Source organism: Variovorax boronicumulans, assembly GCF_019352895.1.
GTDB lineage: Bacteria > Pseudomonadota > Gammaproteobacteria > Burkholderiales > Burkholderiaceae_C > Variovorax > Variovorax boronicumulans_A.
The window spans coordinates 2,334,128-2,348,818 of the sequence record NZ_JAAAFX010000004.1 but is presented as its reverse complement, the minus strand read 5'-3'; the positions used below and the strand labels follow the sequence as shown (position 1 = coordinate 2,348,818).

The 14,691-nt window shown below is 68.7% G+C and carries 12 protein-coding genes and 1 tRNA gene; 11 read left to right on the top strand and 2 right to left on the bottom strand.

Translation table 11 applies throughout. The features are described 5' to 3' along the window. Positions 1-78 precede the first annotated feature (78 nt). From K0H49_RS12525 to K0H49_RS12480, 10 genes are all read left to right on the top strand, one after another. Positions 79-852, top strand: coding sequence for a crotonase/enoyl-CoA hydratase family protein (locus K0H49_RS12525; RefSeq protein WP_219212535.1), 774 nt, complete (start codon positions 79-81; stop codon positions 850-852). A gap of 5 nt (positions 853-857) precedes the next feature. Next, positions 858-2,711, top strand: coding sequence for a feruloyl-CoA synthase (locus K0H49_RS12520; protein ID WP_219213278.1), 1,854 nt, complete (start codon positions 858-860; stop codon positions 2,709-2,711). 22 nt (positions 2,712-2,733) lie between these two features. Continuing rightward, positions 2,734-3,498 (top strand): SDR family NAD(P)-dependent oxidoreductase, encoded by a 765-nt coding sequence (locus K0H49_RS12515; RefSeq protein ID WP_219212533.1) that lies wholly within the window; start codon positions 2,734-2,736, stop codon positions 3,496-3,498. Positions 3,499-3,546: 48 nt separating this feature from the next. Continuing rightward, positions 3,547-4,683 (top strand): ABC transporter substrate-binding protein, encoded by a 1,137-nt coding sequence (locus K0H49_RS12510; protein WP_219212531.1) that lies wholly within the window; start codon positions 3,547-3,549, stop codon positions 4,681-4,683. A gap of 168 nt (positions 4,684-4,851) precedes the next feature. Further along, positions 4,852-5,892, top strand: coding sequence for a branched-chain amino acid ABC transporter permease (locus K0H49_RS12505; RefSeq protein ID WP_219212529.1), 1,041 nt, complete (start codon positions 4,852-4,854; stop codon positions 5,890-5,892). 1 nt (position 5,893) lies between these two features. Next, the gene (locus K0H49_RS12500) at positions 5,894-7,714 is read left to right on the top strand and encodes a branched-chain amino acid ABC transporter ATP-binding protein/permease (protein WP_219212527.1); all 1,821 of its coding nucleotides are present in this window, start codon (positions 5,894-5,896) and stop codon (positions 7,712-7,714) included. Between the two features lies 1 nt (position 7,715). Further along, complete coding sequence (locus tag K0H49_RS12495) at positions 7,716-8,450, top strand: ABC transporter ATP-binding protein (RefSeq protein WP_219212525.1); 735 nt, start codon at positions 7,716-7,718, stop codon at positions 8,448-8,450. Positions 8,451-8,497: 47 nt separating this feature from the next. Next, positions 8,498-10,225, top strand: a complete 1,728-nt coding sequence (locus K0H49_RS12490) for a tannase/feruloyl esterase family alpha/beta hydrolase (RefSeq protein ID WP_219212523.1) — start codon at positions 8,498-8,500, stop codon at positions 10,223-10,225. Positions 10,226-10,247: 22 nt separating this feature from the next. After that, complete coding sequence (locus K0H49_RS12485) at positions 10,248-11,993, top strand: acyl-CoA dehydrogenase family protein (protein ID WP_219212520.1); 1,746 nt, start codon at positions 10,248-10,250, stop codon at positions 11,991-11,993. Positions 11,994-12,038: 45 nt separating this feature from the next. Then, positions 12,039-12,530, top strand: a complete 492-nt coding sequence (locus K0H49_RS12480; protein ID WP_219212518.1) for a MarR family winged helix-turn-helix transcriptional regulator — start codon at positions 12,039-12,041, stop codon at positions 12,528-12,530. Positions 12,531-12,638: 108 nt separating this feature from the next. On the opposite strand, the gene K0H49_RS12475 is transcribed toward K0H49_RS12480, so the two are convergent. Further along, a tRNA-Ile gene (locus tag K0H49_RS12475) sits at positions 12,639-12,715 on the bottom strand. A 28-nt stretch (positions 12,716-12,743) separates the two neighbouring features. After that, on the bottom strand, positions 12,744-13,751 hold the full coding sequence (gene hrcA, locus K0H49_RS12470) for a heat-inducible transcriptional repressor HrcA (RefSeq protein ID WP_219213276.1): 1,008 nt from the start codon (positions 13,749-13,751) through the stop codon (positions 12,744-12,746). A gap of 28 nt (positions 13,752-13,779) precedes the next feature. Between hrcA and K0H49_RS12465 the strand changes: the two genes are divergently transcribed. After that, positions 13,780-14,676 carry an NAD kinase gene (locus tag K0H49_RS12465; RefSeq protein WP_219212516.1) on the top strand — a complete coding sequence of 299 codons (897 nt, stop codon included), beginning with the start codon at positions 13,780-13,782 and terminating at the stop codon, positions 14,674-14,676. Positions 14,677-14,691: the final 15 nt, after the last annotated feature.

Genomic DNA, 14,691 nt, shown 5'->3' with positions numbered 1-14,691 from the left:
CTAGGGAATGCAGGCCTCAAGCGCCTTGAATTGATTATTTCTCATAACCATAATTCAATGCAACCCCAGAACACCACCATGACCAATCCAGACCTTCACCTCGAGATTCGCGACGAAGTCGCCATCGTTCGCCTGGCGCGTGGCGCCAAGCGCAACGCATTGTCAGACGGCCTGATCCTCGCGTTGCGCAACACCTTCGAGACGCTGCCCTCCACCGTGCGCGCTGCGGTGCTGGATGGCGAAGGCCCGCACTTCTGCGCCGGCCTCGACCTGAGCGAACTGAAGGAGCGCGATGCCGGCCAGGGCCTGCAGCACTCGCGCATGTGGCATGCGGCGCTCGAGCTGGTGCAGCACGGCCCGGTGCCGGTGGTGGCGGCGCTGCACGGCGCGGTGGTCGGCGGCGGCCTGGAGCTGGCCAGCGCCTGCCACATCCGCGTGGCCGACAGGAGCACCTTCTACGCGCTGCCCGAAGGCTCGCGCGGCATCTTCGTGGGCGGTGGCGGTTCGGTGCGCATCCCCAAGTTGATCGGCGTGGCGCGCATGATGGACATGATGATGACCGGCCGCGTCTACAACGCCGAGGACGGCGAGCGCGCCAACTTCGCGCAGTATCTGGTCGACGAGGGCGCCGCCTTCGACAGGGCCTTCGAACTCGCCAGGCGCATCGCCGCCAATGCGCCGCTGACCAACTACGCGCTGATGCACGCCCTGCCGCGCATCGCCGAGCAATCGGCCGACCACGGCTTCTTCACCGAGGCGCTGATGGCCGGCATCGCGCAGGCCGCACCCGAAGCCAAGGCGCGTGTGCGCGACTTCCTCGAAGGCCGTGCGGCCAAGGTGAGCAAGGGATGACCGCCGTGCCCGCTCTTCGGTATCGCCCGCTGGCCTTCGGCGTCACCCGCGCCACGCTGCGCGACGGGGGACCGGGCACCCAATACCTCGCGGCAGAGACGCCGCTCGCCGCCTACCGCGATCGCATGACCGACCGCCTTGCGCACTGGGCAGAGAACGCACCCGAGCGCACCTTCATCGCACGCCGCGCGCGGCTGGCAGACGGCAGCACCGGCGACTGGATCCGCGTGAGCTACGCCCAGGCCCTGCAGAAGGCGCGCGCCATCGGACAAGCCCTGCTCGACCGTGGCCTGGACGCCGAGCGCCCCGTGGCCATCCTCAGCGAGAACGGCATCGAACACGCGCTGCTCGCCCTTGGCTGCCTCTATGCGGGCGTGCCCTACTGCCCCGTGTCGCCGCCCTACGCGCTGGTGAGCCAGGACTTTGAAAAGCTGCGTCACGTCTTCGACACGCTGACGCCCGGGCTCGTGTTCGCCAGCGACGCCGCCCGCTTCGCCAAGGCCATCTCGGCAGTCGTGCCGGCCGGCACCGAAGTCGTGCTGGCGCAAGGCACGCTCGAAGACCGTCCCACCACCGCCTTCGAAGCCCTCGCCGCCACTGCCGCCACGCCTGCCATCGACGACGCGATGCGTGCCACCGGCCCCGACACCATCACCAAGTTCCTGTTCACCTCGGGCTCGACCAAGATGCCCAAGGCCGTGATCAACACGCACCGCATGTGGTGCGCCAACCAGCAGCAAATGCGCCAGGCGATTCCGGCCCTGGGCGACGAGCCGCCGGTGCTGGTCGACTGGCTGCCCTGGAACCACACGTTCGGCGGCAACCACAACGTGGGCATCGTGCTGGACAACGGCGGCACGCTCTACGTGGACGACGGCAAGCCCACGCCCGCCGGCATGGCCGAGACGCTGCGCAACCTGCGCGAGATCGCGCCCACCATCTACTTCAACGTGCCCACCGGCTTCGAGGCCATCGCACAGGCCATGGAAACCGACGCCGTGCTGCGCCGCAACCTGCTGTCGCGCGTGAAGATGTTCTTCTACTCGGGCGCGGCACTCTCGCAGCCTGTATGGGACAGCCTGCACAGGACGCAAGAGTTCGAAGTGGGCGAGCGCATCGTCATGAGCACCGGCCTGGGCATGACCGAGTCGGGCCCCTTCGCGCTCTACGTCACCGGCCCCGACGTGAAGTCGGGCGACGTAGGCCTGCCCGCTCCCGGCATCGAACTCAAGCTGGTCGAGGTCGACGGCAAGACCGAGGTGCGCTACCGCGGCCCCAACATCACGCCCGGCTACTGGCGCGCGCCCGAAGCCACGGCCGAGGCCTTCGACGAAGAAGGATTCTTCTCCACCGGCGATGCGGTGAAATGGATCGCCGACGAGAACATCCACCGCGGCCTGCGCTTCGACGGCCGCATCGCCGAAGATTTCAAGCTCGCCACCGGCACCTTCGTGAGCGTGGGCCCGTTGCGCGCAAAGATCATCGCGGCCGGCGCGCCCTATGTGCAGGACGCCGTGCTGACCGGCATCAACCTGAAGGAAGTCGGCGCGCTGATCTTCCCGACGCAGAAGGTGCGGCCGCTCGCGGGACTCGGCGCCGACGCCACGATGCAGCAGGTGCTCGAAAGCGCGCCCGTGCAGGCGCACTTCCAGCAGGTCGCCAGCGACCTGGCGGCCATGGGCACCGGCAGCGCCAACCGCATCGCACGGCTGCATCTGATGGCCGAACCGCCCTCCATCGACAAGGGCGAAGTGACCGACAAGGGCTCCATCAACCAGCGCGCCGTGCTCAAACATCGCGCCGCGCTGGCCGATGCGATGCATGCCGGCACGCTGCCCTTCACCCTGACACCACGCTAGCCTTTCCAGGAGACCACACACCATGAAGATCGAAGGACAAGCCGCCCTCGTCACCGGCGGCGCATCGGGCCTCGGCGAAGCCACCGCGCGCGAACTCGCGCGCCTGGGCGCCAAGGTCGCGGTGCTGGACCGCAATGCCGCGCTGGCCGAGAAAGTGGCCGCCGAGATCGGCGGCGTCGCGTGCGTCTGCGACATCACCGACACCGACAGCGTGAACGCCGCACTCGACCAGGCCGAGGCCGCGCACGGCCCCGCGCGCATCCTCATGAACGTCGCCGGCATCGGCAGCGCCAAGCGCATCGTCGGCAAGGACGGCAACCCCGCGCCGCTGGAAGACTTCGTGCGCGTGGTCCACATCAACCTGATCGGCGGCTACAACATGGCGCGCCTTTTCGCCGCCCGCTGCGCCAAGCTGCAAGCACTCGACAACGGTGAAAAGGGCGTGATGCTCTTCACCGCATCCGTGGCCGCTTTCGACGGCCAGGTGGGCCAGCAGGCCTACAGCGCCTCGAAGGGCGGCCTGGTCGGCATGACCTTGCCGATGGCGCGCGACCTCGCGCAGCACGCCATCCGCGTGTGCACCGTGGCGCCGGGCCTGTTCGCCACGCCGCTGCTGCTGGAGCTGCCCGATCCGGTGCAGCAGTCGCTGGCCGCATCCATCCCCTTCCCGCCGCGCCTGGGCAAGCCTTCGGAGTTTGCCGAGCTGGCCTGCCACATCGTCACCAACGGCCACCTCAACGGCGAGGTGATCCGCCTCGACGGTGCGCTGCGCATGGCGCCGCGCTGAGCTTTCGTTCGTCCGTTCGCTTCACTTCCAACACATCAGGAGACACCGATGACCTTCAAGAAGACCACCCTCGCCGCCGTGCTGGCGCTCATGGCCATGGGCATGGCCCATGCCGACATCACCATCGGCGTGGTGCAGCCACTCACCGGCCCGGCGTCGGGCCTGGGCATTCCGGTGAAAAACGCGATCGCGATCTGGCCCAAGACCATCGCGGGCGAGAACCTCAAGGTCATCGTGCTGGACGACGCCAGCGACCCCACGGCCGGCGTCAAGGCCACGCAGCGCCTGATCACCGAAGACAAGGCCGACGTGATCGTGGGCTCGACCGCCACGCCGGTCGCCATTCCGATGGCCGACGTGACGGCCGAGTCGGGCACGCCGCAGATCTCGACGGCGCCCGCCGGCCTGCCGCCGGGCAAGGACAAGTGGTTCTTCCGCCTGCCGCAATCCAACGGCGTGATGGCCTTCGCCATGGTCGCGCACATGAAGAAGCAGAACATCAAGACGGTGGGTTTCCTGGGCTACACCGACGCCTATGGCGAACTGTGGCTCAAGGACTTCACGGCCGAAGCCGCCAAGAACGGCATCAAGGTCGTGGGCACCGAGCGCTTCGCGCGCGCCGACACCAGCGTGACCGCACAGGCGCTCAAGCTCACTGCGGCCAACCCCGACGCGATCCTCATCGTGGCCTCGGGTAGCGGCGCGGGCATGCCGCAGAAGGCGATCATGGAGCGCGGCTACAGGGGCAAGGTCTACCAGACGCACGCCGCCGCCACGCGCGACCTGATGCGCACCGCCGGCAAGGACGCCGACGGCACCTTCGTGGTGTCGGGCCCGGCCGTCATCGCCGAGCAGCTGCCCGACAGCCACCCGTCGAAGAAGATGGCCATCGCCTTCGTGCAGAACTACGAGAAGGCTTACGGCCCGGGCTCGCGCAACCAGTTCGCCGGCCACGGCTCGGACGCGCTCACGGTGCTCGAGAAGGCCGTGCCCGTGGCACTGAAGAAGGGCAAGCCCGGCACGCCCGAATTCCGCGCCGCACTGCGCGACGCGCTCGAAAACATGGGTCGCACGGTGCTCGCGCACGGCGTGCTGAACTGGACGCCCGAAGACCATTGGGGCTACACCAACGAGACCGGCGTGATGCTGAAGGTCGTGAACGGCGAGTTCAAGGTCGAGCAGTAACAACCTGAAGGCGGACCTCCGGACGCCGAGGACGCAAAGGTTTCGCAGAAGACGCCAAAAGAACGGCCGTAGAAAGTTTGGTTTTCCCTTCTGCGTCCTCTGCGCAATCTCGGCGCCTTCAGCGTCCGGTATCCGTTCCCGTATTTCCTCCACCTCACCGGCGCCGCCATGGACTTCTCAATCGCCAGCATTCTGATGCTGGACGGACTCACCAACGGCGCGATCTACGCGCTGCTGGGCATGGGCATCGTGCTCGTGTTCACGGTGACCCGCGTCATCTTCATTCCGCAGGGCGAGTTCGTGGCCTACGGTGCGCTCACGCTGGCGATCTTCCAGACCGGCAAGACGCCGGGCACGGTGTGGCTGCTGCTCATCCTGGCCGGCGTGGCCGCGCTGATGGACCTCGTCACGGTGTGGCGCCATCGCGGCCGCGCGACACCCGCGTTCATGGCGGCACTGCGCACCTTCGCGATCCCGGCCGTGATCTGTGCCGTGTCGGCCTGGGCCGGGCCGCGCAACCTGCCGCTGGTGGTGCAGGCACTGCTCACGGTATGCATCGTGACGGCGTTCGGGCCGCTGGTGTATCGCGTGGCCTATCAATCGCTGGCCGGCGCGAGTTCGCTGGTGCTGCTGATCGTTTCGGTCGGCGTGCACTTCGCGATGACGGGGCTGGGCCTGCTGTTCTTCGGCGCCGAAGGCTTTCGCAACCCGCCGTTCTGGGACAACCGCTTCGCCGTCGGCCCCCTCAACGTCAGCGGACAGGCGCTCATCATCTTCACCGCGTCGGCCGCACTCATCGTGATGCTATGGCTGTTCTTCGAGCGCAGCCTCTACGGCAAGGCGCTGCGTGCGACGGCCGTGAACCGGCTGGGCGCGCGGCTCATGGGCATCTCGACGCAGGCCGCGGGCCAGCTCACCTTCGCGATGGCGGCACTGATCGGCGCGCTGTCGGGCCTGCTCATCGGGCCGACCACCACCGTGTTCTACGACTCGGGTTTTCTCATCGGCCTGAAGGGCTTCGTGGCGGCCGTGATCGCGGGCCTCGCGAGCTACCCGGGCGCGCTGATCGGCGCGCTGGCCGTGGGCGCCATCGAGGCCTTCGGCTCCTTCTGGGCCAGCTCGTTCAAGGAGGTGATCGTGTTCACCATCATCCTCCCGGTGCTGCTGTGGCGCTCGCTCAAGAGCGGGCATTCGGAAGAGGAGCACTGAGATGAACACGCTCGCCAAGCCGACCGCCGCGCGCGTCGCGCCCGCCCCGCGCAGGAGCGCGCTGCGCACCTGGGGACCGCTCGCACTGGTGCTGGTACTGGTTGCGCTGCCCCTGCTGCCGCTGCCGGAGTTCTGGATCATCCAGCTCAACTACATCGGCATCTACACGCTGCCGGTGTTGGGCCTCGTGCTGCTCACGGGCGTGGGCGGACTCACCTCCTTCGGGCAGGCGGCGTTCGTGGGCATCGGGGCCTACACGACGGCCTACCTGAGCGTGAACTACGGCCTGTCGCCGTGGCTCACGCTGTTCATCGGACTGGCGCTCACGGGGCTCAGCGCGGCGCTCATCGGCGCCATCACGCTGCGCATGTCGGGGCACTACCTGCCGCTGGCCACCATCGCGTGGGCGCTGTCGCTGTACTACCTCATGGGCAACCTCGAGGCGCTGGGCAAGTACGACGGACTGCTGGGCGTCAAGGGCCTGTCGTTCTTCGGCATGGAGATCGGGCAGCGCCGCGTGTTCTATGGCGTGGTGTGGGCCTGCGTGCTGATCGCGGCCCTGGCGGTGATCCGCCTGCTCGACTCGCGCAGCGGCCGCGCCATCCGCGCGCTGGCGGGCGGCTCGCAGATGGCCGAGGCCATGGGCGTGAACACGCTGCGTTTCAAGATCGGCATCTTCGTGCTGGCGGCGCTGTTTGCGTCGGTATCGGGTTGGCTGTTCGCGCACTTCCAGCGCACCGTGAACCCCTCGCCCTTTGGCATCAAGATGGGCATCGAGTACCTGTTCATGGCGGTGCTCGGCGGCGCGGCGCACGTGTGGGGCGCCATCGCGGGCGCGGGCGTGGTCAAGCTGCTGGAAGACCAGCTGCAGGTGCTGCTGCCCAGGCTCATCGGCACCAGTGGCAACTACGAGCTCATCGTGTTCGGCATCATGATCGTGCTGGTGCTGAAGTACCTGCCCGACGGACTCTGGGCCTTCATCGACCGCCGACTGCCGCGCCCTTGCCGCGCGGTCGATTGGCGCGATGCGCAGAGTCTTCCCGCGCGCGCCAAGCCCGCGAGCGGCGAGGTGGTGCTCGACGTGCAGGGCATCCGCAAGACCTTCGGCGGTCTGGTGGCGGTGAACGACATCAGCTTCCAGACGCGCGCCGGGCAGATCGTGGGCCTCATCGGGCCGAACGGCGCGGGCAAGTCGACGACCTTCAACCTCATCACAGGTGTGCTCGGCCTGTCGGGCGGCGGCGTGCGCTTTCGCGGCGAAGCCATCGACGGGCTGGGTTCACGCAGGATCGCGCAGCGCGGCGTGTCGCGCACTTTCCAGCACGTGAAGATGGTCGCGGACATGACGGTGCTGGAGAACGTGGCACTGGGCGCCCACCTGCGCGGGCGCAAGGGCGCCATCGCCGCGATGCTGCGCATCGACCGCGCGGAGGAACGCGCGCTGTTCCGCGAGGCTGAACGCCAGCTGCAGCGCGTGGGCATGGGCGACCACCTGCACGAGATCGCAGGCAACCTCGCGATGGGCCAACAGCGCCTGCTGGAGATCGCGCGTGCCCTGTGCGCCGATCCGGCCCTGCTGCTGCTCGACGAGCCTGCGGCCGGCCTGCGTCACAAGGAAAAGGAAGCGCTGGGCCAGGTGCTGCGCACACTCAAGGACGAAGGCATGAGCATCCTGCTGGTCGAGCACGACATGGGACTGGTGATGGACATCTGCGACCACCTCGTGGTGATGGAATTCGGCACGCACCTGATGGAGGGCACGCCCTCCGAAGTGCAGGCCAGCGACAAGGTCCGCGCGGCCTATCTGGGAACGGAGCACTGACATGAACACCCCCCTGCTCCAGATCAGGAATCTGCACGCCGGCTACGGCCGCGCCGAGGTGCTGCACGGCATCGACCTGCAGGCCGGCGAAGGCCGTGTCGTGACCGTGATCGGCCCCAACGGCGCAGGCAAGTCGACCTTGCTCAACGCCTTGATGGGCGTGCTGCCCGCGAAGGGCCGGATCGAGTTCAAGGGCCAGGACATCTCCGCCCTGTCGCTCGAGGAACGCGTGATGCTCGGCATCGCGCTGGTGCCCGAGAAGCGCGAGCTGTTCGGCACCATGCCGGTCGAAGACAACCTGGTGCTCGGCGCGTTCCGCCAGGTGCGACTGAAGAACCGCCAATGGCGCGACCGTATCGACGAGGTCTACACGCTGTTCCCGCGATTGAAGGAACGCCGCGTGCAACTGGCCGGCACGCTCTCGGGCGGCGAACGGCAGATGCTGGCGGTGGGCCGGGCGCTGATGTCGCGTCCCACGCTGCTGATGCTCGACGAGCCCAGCCTGGGCCTGGCGCCGCTGGTGGTGCAGGAGATCTTCCGCACGGTCGATGCGCTGCGCGCCACCGGCGTGACCATCCTGCTGGTGGAGCAGAACGCACGCGCCGCGCTCGAGGTGGCCGATCACGGCTACGTGCTCGAGATGGGCAGCGTGAGCCTCGAAGGCCAAGCGAAGCAGCTGGCCGTGGATTCGCGCGTGATCGATACCTACCTGGGTGCGGCGCGCAAGGCCACCTGAAGCCACGAGGACAAACCACGCCGCGCCCGCCGCGGCAAGGAGACGACATGACACGACAGCGCCCCCTTCCCCTCAGCCTGTGCGCGAGTGCACTCGGCGCTGCCGCCTTGCTCTCGGCCTGCGCCGGCCGTGTTCTCGCACCGCATGCGCCGCTGGCCGCCGCGCGCCCCGGCACGCTGCAGGCCTGCACCGACCTGGCCGCCCGCGCCGCGCTGCCGGGCACGGTCTACACGTCGGTCACCGAGGTGCCGGCTGGCACCGTCACGGTCGGCGGCGTGGCCATGGCCGCGCCCGCGCACTGCCTGGTGCAGGGCCGCATGAACGAACGCACGAGCCCCGTCGACGGCCAGCGCTACGCCATCGGCTTCGAGATGCGGCTGCCCGCGGCGTGGAACGGGCGCTTCTTCTACCAGGCCAACGGCGGGCTCGACGGCGTGGTGCTGCCGGCGCTCGGCAGCATCGGCGGAGGCGGCCCGCGCAGCAGCGCGCTGCAGATGGGCTTCGCCGTCATCAGCTCCGACGCGGGCCATGCCGGCGCGATGGGCCCGCGCTTCGGGCTCGACCCGCAGGCGCGGCGCGACTACGGCTACACCGCGGTCGCGCAGCTCACGCCGATGGCGAAGAACCTCATCGCCAAGGCCTACGGGCGCGAACCCGACCGCTCTTACTTCGGCGGCTGCTCCAACGGCGGGCGTCACGCGATGGTGGCCGCCGTGCGCTCGGCCGGCCAGTACGACGGCATCCTCGCGGGCGACCCCGGCTTCAACCTGCCGAAGGCGGCGGTGGCGCAGCTCTACGGCGCGCAGCAGTACGCGGCCGTAGCCAGCGCCCGAACACCGCAAGGCCAGCCCGACCTGCAGAGCGCCTTCACCCCCGCCGAGATGAAGCTGGTGGCCGACAAGGTGCTGCAGCGCTGCGACGCGCTCGACGGCCTGGACGACGGCATCATCTCGAACGTGCAGGCCTGCCGGACGCGCTTCGACATCCAGGCCGACGTGCCCACCTGCGCTCATGGAAAGCGCGACGGCATGTGCCTCAGCGCGGCGCAGAAGACCGCGCTCGCCAACGTGTTCAAGGGCGCGCGCAACAGCGCAGGCCAGCCGATCTACAGCAGCTTCCCCTTCGACGCGGGCGTGAGCGGCGCCAACTGGCGCGAGTGGAAGTTTGCGAGCCCGCCGACACGCGATGCCGGCGCCGTGGCCTTCATCTTCAGCACGCCGCCGCTGGCCGAGCGGCCGCCGGGCCTGCCCTTTGCGCTGGGCTTCGACATGGACCGCGATGCGCCGCGCATCGCCGCAACCGACGGGGTCTTCAACGAATCCGCGCTGTCCTTCATGACGCCACCCGATGCGGCCAACCTGAGCGCGCTGCGCAACAGGGGCGGCCGCGTGATCGTCTACCACGGCACCAGCGATCCGGTGTTCTCGTCCGACGACACGGCCGCCTGGTACGAGCGCGTGCAGGCAGCCAACGGCGGGGATGCCTCCTCGTTCGCGCGCTATTTCCCGGTCCCCGGCATGAACCACTGCGCGGGCGGACCGGCCACCGACCAGTTCGACATGCTGAGCGCGCTGGTCGACTGGGTCGAGCTGGGGCAGGCGCCCGCCTCGGTCACCGCCTCCGCGCGCGGCGCGGGCACACCGGTGCCGAATGCCGAAGTGCCTTCGAACTGGTCGGCGCAGCGCACGCGCCCGCTGTGCCCTTACCCGCAGGTCGCCACCTACATCGGCGGCGACACCGAGCGCGCAAGCAGCTTCGCCTGCAGGCCCCCCTGATTCCCTGAACCCCGAGCTTCCAATGGACTACCAGCCCCGCCCCGACGACATCCGCTTCCTGCTGAACGCCGTGCTCGACGCACCGGCACGCCTGCGTGCGCTCCCGCCCTTCGCCGAGGTCGACGAGGCGCTGCAGTCGCAGGTGCTCGACGAGGCCGGCCGTTTCGTCGGCGCGGTGGTGGCCCCTCTGAACCGCGGCGGAGACGAGATCGGCTGCCGCTTTGCCGACGGCGAAGTCCTCTCGCCGCCCGGTTTTCGCGCGGCCTACCAGGCCTTCGTCGACGGCGGCTGGCCCGCGCTTTCCGCCGCCACGGAAGACGGCGGCCAGGGCCTGCCCGCGGTGCTCGAGGCCGTGCTCTACGAATGGCTGGCAGCCGCCAACCACGGCCTCACGATGGCGCCGGGCCTGCTGCACGGCGCCTATGCCTGCCTCAAGCACCACGGCAGCGACGCGCTCAAGCAACGCTACCTGTCGAAGATCGCGACCGGCGAATGGCTCGCGACCATGTGCCTCACGGAAGCGCACGCCGGCAGCGACCTGGGCCAGGTGCGCACGCTTGCCGTGCCGCAAGCGGATGGCAGCCTGCGCGTGAACGGCGGCAAGATCTTCATTTCCGGCGGCGAACACGACCTGACGCCGAACATCGTGCACCTGGTGCTGTGCCGCCTGCCCGATGCCCCGGCCGGTCCCAAGGGCCTGTCGCTGGCCCTGGTGCCCAAGCTGCTGCCCGACGGCACACGCAACGTGGTGCACTGCGAACGCATCGAGGAAAAGATGGGCCTGCACGGCAGTCCCACCTGCACGATGCGCTTCGACGACGCCACCGGCTGGCTGGTGGGCGAACCAGGGCGCGGCCTGGCCGCGATGTTCGTGATGATGAATTCGGCACGCCTGCATGTGGCGCTGCAGGGCATCGGCCTGCTCGATGCGGCCTGGCAGAAGGCCGACGCCTATGCGGCCGAGCGCCGCCAGATGCGCGCCCCCGGCCCCGCGCCCGCCAGCCGCGGCAGCGAGAGCGCCGACCTGATCGCCGAGCACCCTGCCGTGCGCCGCATCCTCGACACGCAGCGCGCCTGGATCGACGGCGCGCGCACCCTCGCCTACCGCAGCGCGCTGATGCTCGACGTGGCCGCGCACGACGTCGATCCGAAGGCGCGCGAGCGCGCGCAGCGCTGGTGTGCCTTCGTCACGCCGGCGCTGAAGGCCGCATGCACGCAGCAGGCATTCCACGGCGCGAGCGAATGCCTGCAGGTGTTCGGCGGCCACGGCTATGTGCGCGAGTGGGGCATCGAGCAGATCGTGCGCGACGCGCGCGTGACCATGATCTACGAGGGTACCAACGAGATCCAGGCCATCGACCTGCTGGTGCGCAAGGTGCTGCCCGACGGCGGCGCCGGCATGTCGGCCGTGCTGCTGGAATTGCGCGACACGCTCGACGCCTCGCGCGAGGCCGATGCCGACGTGCAGCGCCGGCTCGCCCAGTTGCGCTACCTGGGGACCACCGTGGCGATGGCCGCGCATGCCAACCCGGTGCTGCCGTACGAGGTGGCCGACGACTACCTGCGCGTGACGATGCTCACGCTGATGGCGTGGGCCTGGGCGCGCATCGACGTGGCGGCGCAGCAGGATGCGGCGAAGGCGCGCTCGGCGGCGGCCTTCCGGCGCTGGGTGCTGCCGGAGTTCGAAATGCGGCTGGGCATCGTCAAGAAGGCCTGCGAGACCGTGGCGCTCACCCATTCGGCGCAGGGCGTCGGGCTGGCGCGTTAGCCGTCGAACGGCGTCCCCGCCATCGCGGAAGGTTACGCTCGGGCCATGGCATCTCCCTCCAAATCCGCCCCCTTGAAAGGCGAACCGAACGTGGCCTCGCAAGGAAAGTCCGACCGACTCGATGCGCGCGTGCTCGAAACCCTGGTCGGCTACAACGCGCGCCGCGCCTGGCTGATCGTGAGCACCTTCTTCGCGGAGCGCATGGCGCCCTACGGACTCAAGCAGATCGATTTCTCGGTCCTCTCGCTGCTGGCGCACAACCCGGGTGCCACCTCGCGCCAGCTGTGCAATGCGCTGGACATCCTGCCGCCGAATCTGGTGAGCCTGGTGGCCACGCTGGACAGCCGCGGCCTCATCGAGCGCCGTCCACACCCGCACGACGGGCGCGCCTTGGGGCTCCATCTCACGCCGGCTGGCGAAAAACTGGTGAGCGAGGCCGAACAGGCGGTGGTGCAGCTCGAGGCCGATGCCAGCGCCAGGCTCAGCGCACGCGAGCGCGGGACGCTGATCAGGCTGCTGCAGAAGATCTATCTCTAGGTGCGGAGCCTGCGACCTGCGGTGGGTCAGGCCGATCGGGTGCCTTCGTGACATGCGGGACGGCGCTATCCAAGTGATAGCAGCAGATCCAGCATCGGCGCGGCATGGTGGTAGGCCGTGATGGGCTTGAACCATCGACCAACGGATTATGAGTCCGCTGCTCTAACCAACTGAGCTAACGGCCCACGCGGGCGAATTCTAGTGGAGCGGGGCTCAGGGTTTGCGGTGGCTCAGCGCATTGCTCACCAGCCGCGAGGTGATGTCGACGATCTGGATCATCCGGTCGTAGTGCATGCGGGTCGGGCCGATCACGCCCAGCGTGCCGACCACCTGCCCGTCGACCTCGTAATTGGCGCTCACCACCGACAGTTCCTCGAAGGGCACGACCTGGCTCTCGCCGCCGATGAAGATGCGCACACCCTCGGCCTTGCTCGAGACGTCGAGCAGCCGCATCAGCTGCGCCTTCTGCTCGAACAGGTCGAAGGCGCGCCGCAGCTGGCCCATGTCGCTGGAGAAATCGGTCACGGCCAGCAGGTTGCGCTCGCCGGACACCACCACGTCGTCCTGCGACTCGGTCATGACCTCGGAGCTGGCCTGCATGGCGGCCTGCATCAGCGAGGCGATCTCGCCGCGCAGCTTCTCGACCTCGGACTGCAGCCGGTCCCGGACCTGCTCGATCGTCAGGCCCGCATAGTGCGCGTTGATGTAGTTCGCCGCCTCGACCAGCTGCGACTGCGAGTACTCGGTGTCGGGGAAGATCACGCGGTTCTGCACGTCGCCGTCGGGCGAGACGATGATCACCAGCAGCCGCTTGTCGGACAGGCGCAGGAACTCGATCTGCTTGAACACCGAGGTCCGGCGCGGCGCCAGCACCACGCCGACGAACTGCGACAGGCTCGACAGCAGGTGCGCGGCATTGGCGATCACCTTCTGCGGCTGGTCGGGCGCCAGGCTCTGCGTGGGCAGTTGCTCGCGCTGCGCGGTCAGCATGGTGTCGACGAACAGCCGGTAGCCGCGCGCCGTGGGAATGCGCCCGGCCGAAGTGTGGGGGCTTGTGATGAGGCCGAGCATCTCCAGGTCGGACATCACGTTGCGGATGGTCGCAGGCGACAGCTCCAGCCCCGAGGCATGCGAGAGCGTGCGCGAGCCGACGGGTTGCCCGTCGGAGATATAGCGCTCGACAAGCGTCTTGAGAAGCAACTTGGCGCGGTCGTCCAGCATCATCTGATTTTAGTGTTGTAATTTGTTGATGACCTCCCGCTTCCGGCATGTCGCCCTCATTGGCAAATACCAAGCGCCCGGCCGCCGGACGCCGACAGGCGCATCGGACGACGTCATGGAAGACATCGGCGCCTTCCTCGAATCACAGGGCTGCGAGGTCTCGGTCGAGCGTTGCACGGCCGAAGAGATCACCCACAGCCGCTATGCGGCCCTGAGTGTCGAGGAGATCGGCGAACGCTGCGACCTCGGCCTGGTGGTCGGCGGCGACGGCACCATGCTCGGCATCGCGCGCCAACTGGCACCCTACGGCGTGCCGCTGATCGGCATCAACCGCGGCCGGCTGGGCTTCATCACCGACATCCCGCTCGACAACTACCGCGAGACGCTGGTCCCGATGCTGGCCGGCGAGTACGAGGAAGACCACCGCAGCCTGCTGCACGCCCAGGTGATCCGAGAGGGCGCCTGCGTGTTCGACGCGCTCGCGATGAACGACGTGGTGGTCAACCGCGGCGCCACCTCCGGCATGGTCGAGCTGCGCGTCTCGGTGGGCAACCATTTCGTGGCCAACCAGCGCGCCGACGGCCTGATCATCGCGTCGCCCACGGGCTCGACCGCCTACTCGCTGTCGGCCGGCGGCCCGCTGCTGCACCCGTCGATCCCGGGCTGGGTGCTGGTGCCGATCGCGCCGCACACGCTGTCGAACCGGCCGATCCTGCTGCCCGACGCCGACGAGATCTCGATCGAACTCGTGTCGGGGCGCGACGCCAGCGCCAATTTCGACATGCAGTCGCTGGCCTCGGTCGAGATCGGCGACCGGGTCGTGGTGCGGCGTTCCGACTACCACGTGCGCTTCCTGCATCCACGGGGCTGGAGCTATTTCGACACGCTGCGCAAGAAACTGCACTGGAACGAAGGAGGTTCCTGATGACCCCCGCCACCC

What these genes read in the sequence shown, in the direction of transcription:
- K0H49_RS12525 (WP_219212535.1), top strand. Translation starts at nt 79, where the DNA reads ATGACCAATCCAGACCTTCACCTCGAGATTCGCGACGAAGTCGCCATC.
- K0H49_RS12515 (WP_219212533.1), top strand. Translation starts at nt 2,734, where the DNA reads ATGAAGATCGAAGGACAAGCCGCCCTCGTCACCGGCGGCGCATCGGGC.
- K0H49_RS12510 (WP_219212531.1), top strand. Translation starts at nt 3,547, where the DNA reads ATGACCTTCAAGAAGACCACCCTCGCCGCCGTGCTGGCGCTCATGGCC.
- K0H49_RS12505 (WP_219212529.1), top strand. Translation starts at nt 4,852, where the DNA reads ATGGACTTCTCAATCGCCAGCATTCTGATGCTGGACGGACTCACCAAC.
- K0H49_RS12500 (WP_219212527.1), top strand. Translation starts at nt 5,894, where the DNA reads ATGAACACGCTCGCCAAGCCGACCGCCGCGCGCGTCGCGCCCGCCCCG.
- K0H49_RS12495 (WP_219212525.1), top strand. Translation starts at nt 7,716, where the DNA reads ATGAACACCCCCCTGCTCCAGATCAGGAATCTGCACGCCGGCTACGGC.
- K0H49_RS12490 (WP_219212523.1), top strand. Translation starts at nt 8,498, where the DNA reads ATGACACGACAGCGCCCCCTTCCCCTCAGCCTGTGCGCGAGTGCACTC.
- K0H49_RS12485 (WP_219212520.1), top strand. Translation starts at nt 10,248, where the DNA reads ATGGACTACCAGCCCCGCCCCGACGACATCCGCTTCCTGCTGAACGCC.
- K0H49_RS12480 (WP_219212518.1), top strand. Translation starts at nt 12,039, where the DNA reads ATGGCATCTCCCTCCAAATCCGCCCCCTTGAAAGGCGAACCGAACGTG.
- hrcA (WP_219213276.1), bottom strand. Translation starts at nt 13,751, where the DNA reads ATGCTGGACGACCGCGCCAAGTTGCTTCTCAAGACGCTTGTCGAGCGC.
- K0H49_RS12465 (WP_219212516.1), top strand. Translation starts at nt 13,780, where the DNA reads ATGACCTCCCGCTTCCGGCATGTCGCCCTCATTGGCAAATACCAAGCG.